This is a genomic window from Streptomyces celluloflavus (genome assembly GCA_000720995.1).
Lineage (GTDB): Bacteria > Actinomycetota > Actinomycetes > Streptomycetales > Streptomycetaceae > Streptomyces > Streptomyces celluloflavus.
The window spans coordinates 38,689-52,078 of the sequence record JOEL01000036.1 but is presented as its reverse complement, the minus strand read 5'-3'; the positions used below and the strand labels follow the sequence as shown (position 1 = coordinate 52,078).

Here is a 13,390-nt window from a genome sequence, read left to right as displayed (position 1 = left end):
CCGTCGGGGGCCGGCGCGGGGGAGGTGGCGGGTGCGGGCCGGGCCGCCCGCACCCGTCCCGGCCCGCCGGGGTTCAGCGGCGCGCGTCGCACAGCGCGTGGTCAACGAGGGTGTTCATCGCCGCCAACTGGCGCTCTGCCAGGTGTTGTTCGCCGGGCCGGCTGTGCAGGGAGACCGTGAGGGCGGTGCGTCCGTCGGCGGTGGCCGCGGGTGCGACGACGTAGCCGATGCCCGAGCCGTCGTGGCCCTCGTAGAAGCCGCCGCAGGAGAGCGGGGTCCGGAAGAGACCGAGTCCGGCGCTCCGGCCCTCGGGCGTCCCCGGTTCCGCCGGCAACCGCACCGTCCGGCGCATCTCGGCGAGTTGGGCGGGGGCGAGCAGCCGTCCGGTGCTCAGTGCGGTGAAGAAGCGGTCGAGGTCGGCCGCCGTGCTGATCATGGCGCCGTCGGCGCCGGTGTCGAACGGCAGATACGGCGCCGTGGTGTCGACGTACGGGCCGTCAGGAGTGAACTGCTGGTACTCGGTGGCGTGCGGCCCCGGCACCCGCGGGCGCCCCTCCGGTGCGGTGGTGTGCCGCAGGCCGAGCGGACGCAGGATGCGCGTGCGGACCTCCTGCTGCCAGGTGTGCCCGGTGACGGCGCGGATCACCATGCCCGCCAGCACGTAGTTGGTGTTGGAGTACGCATAGCGCGTCCCGGGCCGGAAGTCGGGGCGGTGCCCCATGGCCAGCGCCACCAGCTGCTCGGGGGAGTAGGTGCGGTCCCGGTTGGCCAGGTAGTCGCGGGCGCCGCCCGGGGCGACGTCGGCGACGTAGTTGGCCAGTCCGCTGGTGTGGCCGAGGAGGTTGCGCACGGTGATGGCGCGGCCGTCGTTGCCGTTGCCCGAGACCGTGCCGGGCAGCCAGGAGTCCACCGTGTCATCGAGCGAGAGCCGCCCCTCGCCGACGAGTTGGAGCACGACGGTGGCGACGAACGACTTGGTGGTGCTGCCGATGCGCAGCGAGCCGGCGCGCGGCACGGGCCGGTCGGTGCCCAGGACCGCGGTACCGCTGGTCGCGGTACGGACACCGGCGGGGGTGCGCAGACGTACGGCGACACCGCTGACGCCGGCGTCGCGCAGCGCGTCGGTGTCGCGCTGGAGCCGGTCGGACCGGGTCGGCGCGGTGGCGGCCGGGGCCGGCGATGCGGTGAGGAGCACGGTGAGTGCGGCGGTGAGCGTGAGGACGAGGCGCGCGGGTCGGCGGCGGTGGCGTTCCATGCGCCGATGCTGTGCCATGACACCGGTCGGCGCCCATCCGGCAGGCCACCGGAACGGGGGTGGGGATAGCCCGAGGGCGGCGCCGCCGGACCTCGGCCCGGCTTCGGGGCGTACCACCGCGCAGCCCGGCCTCTCCGGCGAACCGCCGCGGCCCGACCGCGGATTCAGGGCGCGGGCACCTGCGGAGTGATCAGGGGGCTTCCGTGGCCGGGGCCGCACCGGCGGCCGGGTGCGCGGGGTCCCCGTCGGCGAAGTAGGCCGTGGGCGTGGTGCCGAGCGCCCGGCGGAACATCGCGGTGAACGCGCTGGGTGTGGCGTAGCCGAGACCGCTGGCGATGACCGTGACCGGTGTGCCCTGGGCGAGCAGGGTGACCGCATGGACGAGCCGGGCCTGCCGCACCCAGCCGGACAGGCTCATCCCGGTCGCGGCGGCGAATCTGCGCTGGAGGCTGCGCGGACTCATCCGCGCGCGGGCCGCGGCGTACGCGGTCGTCCACCGCATACTGGGGTCCTGCCGGATCGCCGCGCAGACGCCGTCGAGCTGGGCATCGGCCGGCGCGGGCAGGTACAGCGCCGGGACGGGCCGCGGGGTGAGCTGGAGGAGCAGCAGATCCATGACCTTGCCGTCGCGGCCCTCGCGCGCGTACTCCACGGGAAGCCGGGTCGCCTCGTCGATGAGTTCCCGCAGCAGCGGGGAGACCGGGATGACGGCCGGCTCCTCGGGCAGCTGCCGGGCCGCCCGCGGTTCGATGTAGAGGGTCCGCATCGCGACCGCGCCCGCGCAGGTCATCGCGTGGGTCAGCCCGGCCGGGATCCAGACGCCCCGGGTGGCCGGGACCACCCAGACGCCGTGGCCGGTGGCGGCGGTGATGGCCCCGGTCGTGCCGTAGATCAGCTGGGCGCGCCGGTGGTGGTGGGCGGGGATGTGATGGCCGTCGGGCAGGTCGCGTGCCATGGCCGCGAGGGGCCGGGGCACGTTCTGGTAGTCGTCGCGGTGTTCGCTCTTCCCGTACATGGCGCATTCTCGATAGACGATGGCGTGGCCACGAAAGTATGACGGTACGCGGTCGGCCTAGCGTCGGCTCATGTGATCGCACTCGACTCCGACCTCGTTTCCGGCGGCACGGTCCGCAGACCTGCCCGGCGGCTGATCCTGCTGCTGGCGGCCACCAGCGCCGTCACGGCGGCCAATGTCTACCTCAGCCAGCCCCTGCTGGGAGCCGTGGCCGCCTCGCTGGGGGTCGGTCCCGACCTCCTCGGGGCCGTCCCCACCGCCACCCAGCTGGGCTATGCGGCAGGCATCCTGCTGCTCGTACCGGCCGGTGACAGCCACGACCGGCGCAGGCTGATCCTCGGCCTGGGCACGGCCTCCGCGCTCGCCCTCGCGGTCTGTGCCGCGGCTCCCTCGGCGGGGTGGCTGATCGCGGCGAGCTTCGCCGTCGGCGTGCTGTCCCCGGTCCCGCAGCTGGTCACGCCCCTGGCCGTCGCACTGGCCGACGGGGCGGACGGCGGCCGGGGCCGGACCGTGGGCACCGTACAGGGCGGCCTGCTGATCGGCGTGCTCGCCTCCCGCGCCTACTCCGGATCGTTCGCCGATCTGGCCGGATGGCGTGCCGTGTACGGCTGCTCCGCCGTGCTCACCCTCCTGCTGGTGCTCGTCCTCCGGCGGGCCCTGCCCCGGGTCCCGGCGGCCGCCGCCGTCCGCTACCGCGACACGCTGGCGTCGCTCCCACGGCTGTTCCGCTCCGCTCCGCTGGTCCGACGGGTGACCGTCTCCGGGGCGCTGGTCGGCATCGCGTTCGGTGCCTTCTGGACGACCCTGACGTTTCTGCTGGTGGGCCACTACCACCTGGGCCCGACCGCGATCGGGCTGTTCGGCCTGCTGGCCGCGGCCAGTGCTGTCGCCTCGCCGTACGCCGGGCGGGCGGCCGACCGGCTCGGCCACCGTGGCGCCCTGGCGATGCTCATCGGCCTGGTCGTCGCGGGATGGCTGATCCTGCTGCCGGGCGGCACCGGCCTCGGCTGGCTGATCGCGGGGGTGATCGTCCTCGACGTCGGCGTCTGGGGCGGCCAGGCCGCCAGCCAGACGGCCTTGTTCACGCTCGAACCCGCCATCCACAACCGCCTCAACACCCTCTACTTCACCCTCCGCTTCCTCGGCATCGCGCTCGGCTCCCTGGCCGGCTCACTCGCCTGGTCGGCGGGCGGCTGGCCCGCCGTGGTGGCCACCGGGGCCGCCGCCACCGTGGCCGGCCTGATCGTCGGCGTGCTCCCCGTCCGTACACCGGCGGCGCCGCGACGGATCTGACCGCCTGCCCCTCCCGCGCTCCACCGTCGCCCGGGACACGCCCGCACGGATCCGGCCGACGGACCGAGGCCGTGCGGGCGCGTCCGCGACACGGTCGTGGTCCGGCCGACGGAACCGGGAACGCGGCGTCGCGCACTCCGCGGAGTCGATCGGCTACGGGGCCGGCCGCAGTGCGTCCTCGACGGTCAGGTGGGAGAGCTGGGTGCGGTTCCGGCGGCGGGCCATCGCACTGTGCCAGGTCCGGCCCGGTGTATCGGCTGTCGGCCTGGGTGCCGAGGTTCGGCGGGCGCCGATTGCGCCATCCCGCATCCGGCCGCCGCCCGCGCCGACCACCGGTCCGCACCCACGCGGCCCGCAAACGAGGCGTCCGCCGACCGCTCGCCGGTGAGCCGTCGGGTGAGCGCCTCGTCGTCCGTCATTTCGTGAGGGTGCAGGAGGCCCGCGCGGTCTTGTGCGGGTCGCTTTCGGAGCGGGCGGTCAGGGTGATGCCGCCGTGGCGGGCGGCGTCCGGCCGGGCGGTGACGGCCACCGGGACGGTGACCGTGGCGCCCGCCGTGGCGGTGGCCAGGTCGTTGGGGAGCCAGGCGGCCCAGCCGCGGCCGGTGGTGGCGGTGTGCAGGCGGTAGACGTCGGCGGTGGGGGAGGGCGTGCCGGCTTCCGGGTGGCCGGGGCCCGAACGGGGGCTGGGGCGGGCGGTGTTGGTGAGCGGGAAGGTGCAGGTGGCCCGGCTGTCGACGGCGGCGCCGTGCGCCCGGCCGGTGCCGAGGGCGACGCCCCGGGGCTGGGGACCGGAGCCGTCCAGGGACTTGACGGCGATGGTGTAGCTGAGGACGCCGGACGGGGTCCGCCGGAGGCCGAGGACGTAGAAGTGCAGTCGGTTGGCCCGGTCGATGTACTCGTACTGGCTGCCGGAGTCGGCGCCCGCATGGAAGAGGGCGTCGCTGAGCTGGCGGTAGTCGCCCATGGTGATGTTCTGCCGGGTGCCGTCGGGGCGCCGGAAGTCCGCCACGCGGATGTCCTCGGGGTGGGCGTCGATCACCCAGGCGAAGGGGGCCCGGTCCTTGTCCTTGGTCTTGGTGAGCAGCACTCCGTGGTCCGGCGTGAAGGAGTCCATGCCCATGCGGTCGACGACCTCGACGGTGTAGTTGTCGTAGCCGCCGCCGTCGCACAGCGGGTCGGTGGTGGTGTCGCAGCGCGGCGCCAAGTCGGACTTCATGGCGATGTTCACCCCGGAGAGGCCCTTCGCACCGGGTGGCGCGGCGCGTGCGGTGACCTCGGCGACGACGATCCCGGAGTCCTTGAGTGCGTCGCGGTCCAGCCGCAGGACGTTCTTCTCGTCGACGATGCCGAGTTTGATCTTGTCGCGGAGCACATGCTGGGCGCCCATGGACGCGCCGTTGGTGGCGGGGATCTGCCAGCGGGTGTGCGGGCCGCCGGGGCCGTTGAAGGAACCTCGCGAGAGCATGCCCCAGATGCCGGTGTAGCTGCGGCGGAGCGGGGTCCCGTAGGGGTTGTTGTAGTTGTCGGCGATGCCCAGGATGTGGCTGAACTCGTGGGCGTACACCGCCATACCGGAACTCTCGGCCTGGGTGGACGAGCCGTCCATGGCGTTGGGCCAGATACGGGCCGCGGCCTGCCACGAGGTCCACGGCACATAGCGGGTGGCGGCGGAGCTGTCGCCCGTGGCGGTGGACGCCGGAGGGCCCCAGGCGGCCGGTACGGCCTGTGGTCCGGCGAACTTCATCTGGCCGAACTCCTGCCAGGTGGAGGACTCGTCCTGACCGGCGGTGAGATAGAAGACGAAGTCGAATTTCCCGGTCGTCCCGTCGCCCGCGTCGGCGGTCCAGGCGGCCTTGCCGTCGGCCCTGATGTCCTTGCCGCAGGTGTCACCGGCCGGGCAGGCGCCGGGGTTCATACCGTCTTCGATCCCGTACTGGTACGACTTCCACGGCATGCGGTACACGCCGAAGGCGGTCAGCTCGACGCCGATCCGGCCGCCGGAGTCCTCCATCCAGTACTCGTTGATGGTGTGGCCGTGGTTGAGGGAACCCGGTGTGTTGAGGAAGTCCTGGTAGAAGCGGGGGAGCTGGGAGCGGGGGATGCCGGACGCGGTGGGCTGGGGGTTGCCGAAGAGGGTCGAGCCGGCCGGCCGGCTGACGGTGAACTCCTCGTCGGGGTAGTCCAGGAGGACCAGAGCACCCTTGAACATGCGCTGCGTGGGCCGGACGCCGGGGTCGGCCCAGTGGGTTCCGGGTACGGCGCGGTAGTCGGACCAGGTCATGTCGTCGGGATTGCGCCAGTGCTGCGGGTCGACGGGGCGGACGAGCGAGGGCCGGGCCCGGGACGCGTCGTCGGGGGTGGCCCGTGCGGGTCCGGTGGCCACGGCGGCGGTCGCGAGGGCGAGGAGCGCGGCACCGGCGCTCAGCCGGCGGATTCTGCTGCGGCGGAGGAACAAAGCTCACCTCTTGTCGGGAGTGCCTGGGCAAGAGCATGACAAATTGTTCGAGTTGTTCGAGCGGTGTGCCCGACCCAGCAAAGGTAGGGCGGGGCGGGACGCGATGCCAGGGGGCCCACCCGGCACAGCCGCCCGGCGCTCTCGCCGCCGCCCGGAAATCCGGCCGTCGGGCTCCTGGCCGTGGTGGACGGGACGGCTGCTCCGTATGGTGTGCGAGGGCCGTCCGCCGGTGTTCGCCTGCCGTACACCCCTGCGTGCACCCGCTGTTGGCGGCGGTCCCGGAAATTGTTGTGCGATACCGGAGCCGTCGAAGGGCACTTCTCGTGCGCAATCGTCTTTCCCCGTCCGTCCGCCGGACGTCACTCGCCGCGGGCGCGGCCGTACTCCTGAGCACCATGGCCGCCGGGGGCCCCGCCCTCGCCGCGGGCCCCGCCACGCCGGTGATCTCCCTGTCGGCCGACTACCTCTCCGGCGCCGTGGACGCCACCGGGGACCCCACCGTGACCGTCACGGTCTCCCAGAGCGGCACCGACGCCTCGAAACTCAAGGTGACGGCGGCATCCAGCTCCAAGCCCGGCGTGGCCGGTACGGGGGATGTCACCGTCAGCGGGAGCGGCACCACCCGCCGGGTGACGGTCGCCGCCCACGGCGTCGGCTACACCGACCTGAAGCTCAAGGTCACCGGCAGCGGCGGCAAGACGGCCACCAGGACGCTGCACTACGCGGCGTCCGCGAAGGTCCAGCACACCGCGGGCACCCGCTACTTCACCGGGTCCAGCGACGCCTCCGCCGCCGTCGACGCGGGCGACGGCTACGTCATCGTCGCCGACGACGAGTCCAACGTGCTGCGCCTCTACGACCGGAACGCCTCCGGCGGCCCCGTCAAGACCTGGGACTTCAGCTCGGAACTCGGTGTCTCCAAGGAGATGGACATGGAGGCCGCGGCGAGGGTCGGCGACACCATCTACTGGACCGGCTCGATGGGCAACAACAAGAGCGGCAAGTTCAAGCCCGACCGCTCCACGCTCTTCACCACCACCGTGACCGGCTCCGGCGCCCGCACCCAGCTGTCGCTGGCCGGCTCCTACAAGGGCCTGCGCGCCGATCTCGTCGCCTGGGACCAGGACCACGACGACCGGTACGGCTTCGCGGCGGGCACCGCCGACGGGCAGGTGCCGAAGCAGATCGACGGATTCAACGTGGAGGGCCTGGAGTTCGCGCCGGGGTCCACCACCACCGCGTACATCGGCTTCCGTGCGCCGCTGGTGCCGCCGAAGAAGGGCGGCAAGGCGCTGCTGGTGCCGGTCACCAACATCGACAAGGTCGTCACCGGCAAGCACGCCACCTTCGGCACCCCGGTCGAGCTGGACCTCGGCGGCCTCAGCATCCGCGACATCCGCAAGAACGCCGCGAATCAGTATCTGTTCGTGGCCGGTTCGTGGGCGGCCGAGGACAACAGCGCCCCGTACACCCTCTACTCCTGGGACGGCGTCGCCGGGCACGCACCCGTCAAGCTGCAGTCGCTGCCGACGGACGACGTCGGCGGCTGGGAGGCCGTGGTGGACGTGCCCGACCTGCGGACGCCCGGCGCCCGCGCCCAGCTCATCACCGACTGCGGCTCCGCCGACCTCTACGGCGACGGCACCGAGGCCAAGGACCTCGACCACGACGAGTGGAAGAAGTCCCGCGCCACCTGGTTCACCGTGACACCGAAGACCGGACGGTGACCCGCCGCGCGGCGCCGGGCCCGGCCCCCGGCTGACCCGCGCCGCCCGCACACCGGCGGTCCGGCGACGCGCGACACCTCGCCGGACCGCCCGCCCGGGTACGCACCCCGCACCGCCCTCGACCGCCGCCGCCCCCGCCCGCGACTTCTGCGGCAGATCACGGTTCGCCCACGCCTCTGGTTGTACGGTTGCGCAATGCAGCAAGCAAGTTCGCCGATCACACCCCCGCCGAACACTGCGCCGCTGCGCAACCGGACCACCGAACCGCTGAACCACCGCACATCCCATGGAACTGATTCCGCACAGCTCAGGAGGCGGCGTGGCCTCGCGTGCCTACCCCATCCGTGATGCCCTTCCCGAAAAGCCGTTCCGGAGCAGGCTGTTGGCGCGCGGTTCGCTGCTGCGCCGGCTGGACTGGCTGCTGCTCGGCGCGGCCTTCGCCCTCTCGGCGACCGGCGCCCTGCTCGTCTACTCCGCCACCCGCGGCCGCACGGTACTCAACCAGGGAGACCCGCACTTCTTCCTGCTGCGCCATGTCGCCAACACCGGCATCGGGGTGGCGCTGGCCGCCGGCACCCTGTGGTGGGGACACCGTCGGGTCCGCGACCTCGCACCAATCCTCTACGGCATCACGGCCCTGCTGGTCCTGCTCGTCCTGACACCGGTCGGCGCGACCATCAACGGCTCCAAACGCTGGATCGTGCTCGGCGGCGGCTTCTCCGTACAGCCCGCCGAGTTCGTCAAGGTCACGATCATCCTCATGATGGCGCTGGTGCTGACGGCCCGGGTGGACGCGGGCGAGCTGGCGCGCCCGGACCACCGCGGTGTCCTCCAGGCGCTCGCCGTGGCGGGCTTTCCCGCTCTGCTCATCCTGCTCACCCCCGACCTCGGCCAGACGATGGGGGTCGCGGCGGTGGTGCTGGGCGTGCTGATCGCCGCCGGGGTGCGGGCGCGGTGGATCATCGGGCTGCTGGCGGCGGGCGTGCTCGGCGCGGTGGCCGTCTGGCAGTTCCACCTCATGGACCAGTACCAGGTCAACCGGTTCGCCGCGTTCGCCGACCCCGCGCTCGACCCGGTCGGCGTCGGCTACAACACCAGCCAGGCCCGGATCGCGATCGGCGCGGGCGGACTCACCGGCTCGGGGCTCTTCCACGGAGCCCAGACCAACGGGCAGTTCGTACCGGAACAGCAGACCGACTTCGTCTTCTCCGTCGCCGGCGAGGAGCTGGGCTTCGTCGGCGCGGGCCTGATCATCGCGCTGATCGCCGTGGTGCTCTGGCGGGCCTGCCGGATCGCCCGCGAGTGCTCCGAGCTGTACGGGACGGTGCTGGCGGCCGGCATCGTCTCCTGGCTGGCCTTCCAGTCGTTCGAGAACATCGGGATGAACCTCGGCATCATGCCGGTGACCGGCCTGCCGCTGCCGTTCGTCAGCTACGGAGGATCGTCGATGTTCGCGGGCTGGATCGCCATCGGCCTGCTGGAAGCCATCAGACTGCAACGCCCGCTGCGCCCCTGAGACCTCAGGGGCGGACGGGGGCCCGAATTGCCGGGAACCCGGTCCGGGGGCCGCACGGAAGCGGCGGGGGGCGGCGGCCACGGCACCGGGCCGTGGCCGCCGCGGCAGGGTCAGTAGCCCGGCGGTACCCGTGACGGGCGGCCGGACCCCCGGGTGAGGCAGTAACCCGCGATGCCCCCGAGCGCCGCCAGCAGCCCGCCGGCCGCGGTCCAGATCCAGCGGTCGGACCACCAGCCGGAGGACCAGCCGCCGTCCGGCTCGTCCAGGGCCACCGGCTGCGCGGCCGTCGAGCTCGCGCTCGGTTGCGGCCGCGGCGCGGCGGTGGCACCGGGTACCAGCGGAGCGGCGAGCATGCCGTCCACCGCCTGCGAACCGCCCGCGTCGGTCGCCCCGACCGAGACCTCGGCCCGCACCGGCAGGCCGAGATCGTCCTGCGGTAGATCGACAACCGTCAGCCGGATGTAGTAGCTGCCCGGCAGCGGATCGTTCGCCCACGGTTCGGCCCAGGCGCGGACCGTGCGCAGGGAGCAGGTCAGTTCGACGGTGCGGGCGTCCTTGGCCGCCGCCTTGACCGGCGTGCCGTACTTGCACGCCTGGTGACGGCGGAGCCCGTCGTACACATCGAGCTGCCAGGTGGCGGCGCCGTGCCGGGCGGCCGCCTCGGGCAGCGTCACCTTGGCCTTCACCGTGGCGCGCTGCCCCGTGTCCACGGGGACCGACCAGTAGAGGTAGTCACCGGTGGAGGCACCGGCCGTGGCCGGCTGGTCCAGCTTGATCGCGGTCGCGGTGCGGAAGGAGGTGCCCGCCTCGGTCGGCGCGGCCGCGCTCGCGTCGTCGCTCGCGCTCGCACTCGGCGAGGGACTGTCGGCGGCGGCCACGCCCACCGGGCCGAACAGGCTCGCACCGGCCAGCATGCCCACCGTCAATTTACGTACGATGCCCATCAGTTGGTCCTCCAGACGGCGACGCGCCAACGTGAGATCCAGCCCCACAGCAGACCGGCGAGCAGACCGGCGAGAGCCAGTGCGCCCAGCAGCCACCAGCCGTGGCCGAGGCCGAAGAAGGCCGTGTCGGCCGCGTTGTCGGGCCCGTCCACCAGATCGATGCTCAGCTCGACGGGCAGGCCCGGGTCGGTCTTGACCGAGGCGGGCGCCGAGAAGGAGTTGCTGACCTGGAGGCAGACGGTCCGCGCGGGCTGGGTGTCACCGCTCGCCTTGTCGGCCGGGGCCGTGGGATAGCGCAGCCCCGAGGAGATCACATCGGTGCGGCCGTCACCCGCCTCCGAGCCGCGGACGATCTCCCGGCCCTGCGGGGTCGAGGCCCGCAGCAGCACCCCGTAGTCGTTGTTGACCGCCCGGTCGGCGGCGATGCTCACCGACGCGCGCAACTCCTGGCCGGGCGGGACGTCCACCCGGTACCAGCGGTGCTCGGCGAACTTCTCGCGGTCGCTGTAGAGACCGGCCGTGAGCTTCGGGGCGCTGCTGCACTGCTGCGCGCCCTCGGTCGCCACCGGGGTGACGACCGGTTTGGCGGCCCGGTCCACCAACTGGTGTACCCGCTTGCGCAGTTGGTCGCTGTGCTGCACCGAGGTGTACGTACCGCCGGTCGCCTCGGCGATGCAGCTCAGCTGGTTGCGGGTCTTGGCGTCCGGCAGCAGCCCGAGGGTGTCGATGACGAGGTGGATGCCCTTGGCGGCGATGTCACGGGCGATCTGGCAGGGGTCGAGCGGGGCACAGGTGTCCTCGCCGTCCGTGATGAGGACGATCCGGCGGGTCGAGTCACCGTCCTTGAGGTCATCGGCCGCGCCCAGCAGAGCCGGTCCGATCGGCGTCCAGCCGGTGGGGTTGAGCGTCGCCACCGCGGCCTTCGCCTCGGTGCGGTTGAGCGGTCCGACCGGGTAGAGCTGCCGGGTGTCCTTGCAGCCGAGCTTCCGGTCCTGGCCGGGGTAGTCGGCGCCGAGCGTGCGTATGCCGAGCTGGACCTCTTCGGGTACCGCGTCCAGCACCTCGTTGAACGCCTGCTTCGCCGCGGCCATCCGGCTCTGGCCGTCGATGTCGCGCGACCGCATCGAGCCGCTGACGTCGAGCACCAACTCGACCTTGGGGGAGGATTTCGTGTCCGGTGCGTCAGCGGCGGCGGGGGTGGGAAGGAGCCCGACAGCCAGCGCGGCAAGCAGCCCGCACACCCCGGCTGCCAGCCGTTTTCTTGTGATCATCGCCGGATCGTATTGAGAATTCTCCCGCACTCCAAAACGAGCCCGCGAGCGGCCCGGACCGCGCGCCCGGCCGGCGGCCCGGCAGCCGGCGCGTGGCGGCCACGCGCCGGTGACCCGTCGTCATGCGGACACCGCCGAAGTCCGGGCCCCCGTCGCGGCCGGCGGCCTCCGGGACGCGCGCCGGCCTTCCTCAGGGCCGGCCGTCGCCGTCCGCGACGCCCTCGACGATCGACAGCACGGTGGGCGTGGGTATGACCCGGGCCACCCGCAGTCCGGCCGCGCCGAACAGCTCGGCGAAGTCCGCCTCCGTCCGCTCCCGGCCGACCAGGGACGCCATCATCATCAGGTCCAGGGTCTTGCCCTGATGCGGGGCGTTGCCCGGCGGGATGACGGCGTCGACGACGAGCACCCGCCCGCCCGGTGCCATCGCCCGCCGGCAGTTGCGCAGGATGCCCACGCACTGCTCGTCGTCCCAGTCGTGCAGGATGCGCTTGAGCAGATAGAGGTCCCCGGGCGGCACCGACGCGAAGAAGTCGCCCTTCTCCACAGCACAGCGCCCGGCCACGTCCGATGTGTCGATCCGGTTGCCCGCCAGCACGTGCGCCCGGTCGTAGAGCACCCCGCGCAGCCCCGGCCCGCCGCGCAGCGCGGCCAGCAGAAAGCCGCCGTGTCCGCCGCCGACGTCCACGACGGTCCCGGTCGCCGGGAAGCCGTAGCTGTCGGCGAGGGGTTTGTTCTCGGCATCGGACATGGCGGCCATACCGTCGTGGAAGACGGCGGCGGTGTCCTCGTTCTGCGCGAAGTAGTCGAAGAACGGCATGCCGAAGATCTGGCCGAATGGCGAGGTGCCCTTCTCCAGGCAGTGGGCCATCTCCCCGCTCGGCAGCCACAGCGCCCGGTCCGTCAGCATCAGGACCGCGGACCGCGCCGAGACCGGTGCGTCGGTCCGCAGGGCGTCGCCCGCCGCGGTCAGCCGGAACCGTCCCCGGTCGTCCTCCTCGAACAGTCCCCGGGTGGCCAGCAGCCGCAGGACACGGTGGAGGTTGCGCGGGTCGGTGCCCGTCGCCTGCGCCAACTCCGCCGCGGTACGGGGCCCGTCGGCCAGATGGTCCGCCACCCCCACGGCCGCCGCCGCACGGAGCGCGGCGGGATACAGGAACCCCAGCGCCTCCTCGACGACCTGGGCGGAACTCCGCCGCCCCGCTGCCTCGGTGTCCGCCTCGCGAAGGTCTTCGTTCATGGATCGCCTCCATATACGCCCGAACCGAAATACGCCCGAACCGAAGTGCCGTGCCTGAACCGCGTTGCGCGTCCGGCACAGCTTGCCAGCCTCCCGGAGCGGGCGGGGGCGCCGTCCCGGCCCGCCATCGGAATTGAGTCCACGTCACGAGGCCCTCTTGCGCTCCGTGGTGGGGACGGGGCCGACGGTCCGGGGTCCGCTCACCGGGACGTACGCATTCTGTGCGGCGATTGGCTGAACGGATGTTTTGGGGGCATTGGTGCAGGTGATCCCTGAGGGGACCGATATCTCAACCCGATCCTCATGGAGTAAATATGCGCATTCGCGCCGCGATCGCTGCTAGTGCCCTGGCCGTCACCATCGTCCTCGGCGGTGCGAGCTCCGCCCTGGCCGGCGGCAGGGACCACGAATCCAACCGTGGCGGCGTCGGCAAGTTCGGTGTCTGTGGCCTCACCGCGGGCGTCATCGAAGGCAACCCCGTCTTCGGTGAGGGCTGTCTGGGCGGCGACTGGGGCTTCTGGGACAGCTGGCGGTAAGGCGGAAAACGTCCGGGAACGCCTCCGGAGGCACCGGCCGGCACGGTCCGCGACCGTCCGCCGACCGGACTCCGGACAGGCGGTCCGGCACCCGCCGCCGGTGTACGCGGGCCCTTCCTCGTGACTGGCCCGCGCTCG

At 72.8% G+C, this 13,390-nt stretch carries 10 protein-coding genes; 4 read left to right on the top strand and 6 right to left on the bottom strand.

The features are described 5' to 3' along the window. Window positions 1-73 precede the first annotated feature (73 nt). Both IH09_RS26405 and IH09_RS26400 read right to left on the bottom strand, forming a co-directional pair. Window positions 74-1,255, bottom strand: coding sequence for a serine hydrolase domain-containing protein (locus IH09_RS26405; protein WP_110952596.1), 1,182 nt, complete (start codon window positions 1,253-1,255; stop codon window positions 74-76). Between the two features lie 190 nt (window positions 1,256-1,445). Beyond that, the gene (locus IH09_RS26400) at window positions 1,446-2,270 is read right to left on the bottom strand and encodes an AraC family transcriptional regulator (protein WP_052859982.1); all 825 of its coding nucleotides are present in this window, start codon (window positions 2,268-2,270) and stop codon (window positions 1,446-1,448) included. A 72-nt stretch (window positions 2,271-2,342) separates the two neighbouring features. On the opposite strand from IH09_RS26400, the gene IH09_RS26395 reads away from it, so the two are divergent. After that, the gene (locus IH09_RS26395) at window positions 2,343-3,563 is read left to right on the top strand and encodes an MFS transporter (RefSeq protein WP_318279550.1); all 1,221 of its coding nucleotides are present in this window, start codon (window positions 2,343-2,345) and stop codon (window positions 3,561-3,563) included. A 415-nt stretch (window positions 3,564-3,978) separates the two neighbouring features. Here IH09_RS26395 and IH09_RS26390 read toward each other — a convergent pair whose 3' ends face one another. After that, window positions 3,979-6,018: a M6 family metalloprotease domain-containing protein gene (locus IH09_RS26390; RefSeq protein WP_052859981.1), complete on the bottom strand. Its 2,040-nt coding sequence runs from the start codon at window positions 6,016-6,018 to the stop codon at window positions 3,979-3,981. 395 nt (window positions 6,019-6,413) lie between these two features. Between IH09_RS26390 and IH09_RS26385 the strand changes: the two genes are divergently transcribed. Both IH09_RS26385 and rodA read left to right on the top strand, forming a co-directional pair. After that, on the top strand, window positions 6,414-7,745 hold the full coding sequence (locus IH09_RS26385; RefSeq protein ID WP_240150368.1) for a hypothetical protein: 1,332 nt from the start codon (window positions 6,414-6,416) through the stop codon (window positions 7,743-7,745). Between the two features lie 286 nt (window positions 7,746-8,031). Continuing rightward, window positions 8,032-9,261 carry a rod shape-determining protein RodA gene (gene rodA, locus IH09_RS26380; RefSeq protein WP_094792947.1) on the top strand — a complete coding sequence of 410 codons (1,230 nt, stop codon included), beginning with the start codon at window positions 8,032-8,034 and terminating at the stop codon, window positions 9,259-9,261. 110 nt (window positions 9,262-9,371) lie between these two features. On the opposite strand, the gene IH09_RS26375 is transcribed toward rodA, so the two are convergent. The 3 genes from IH09_RS26375 to IH09_RS26365 form a co-directional block, all read right to left on the bottom strand. Next, on the bottom strand, window positions 9,372-10,205 hold the full coding sequence (locus IH09_RS26375) for a hypothetical protein (RefSeq protein ID WP_052859978.1): 834 nt from the start codon (window positions 10,203-10,205) through the stop codon (window positions 9,372-9,374). Continuing rightward, window positions 10,205-11,476, bottom strand: coding sequence for a VWA domain-containing protein (locus IH09_RS26370; protein ID WP_052859977.1), 1,272 nt, complete (start codon window positions 11,474-11,476; stop codon window positions 10,205-10,207). Before IH09_RS26370 ends, IH09_RS26375 begins: the two co-directional genes overlap by 1 nt. Window positions 11,477-11,666: 190 nt before the next feature. Beyond that, window positions 11,667-12,716, bottom strand: a complete 1,050-nt coding sequence (locus IH09_RS26365) for a methyltransferase (protein ID WP_052859976.1) — start codon at window positions 12,714-12,716, stop codon at window positions 11,667-11,669. A 314-nt stretch (window positions 12,717-13,030) separates the two neighbouring features. Between IH09_RS26365 and IH09_RS26360 the strand changes: the two genes are divergently transcribed. Then, window positions 13,031-13,252 carry a hypothetical protein gene (locus tag IH09_RS26360; protein ID WP_052859975.1) on the top strand — a complete coding sequence of 74 codons (222 nt, stop codon included), beginning with the start codon at window positions 13,031-13,033 and terminating at the stop codon, window positions 13,250-13,252. The last annotated feature ends 138 nt before the right edge of the window (window positions 13,253-13,390 follow it).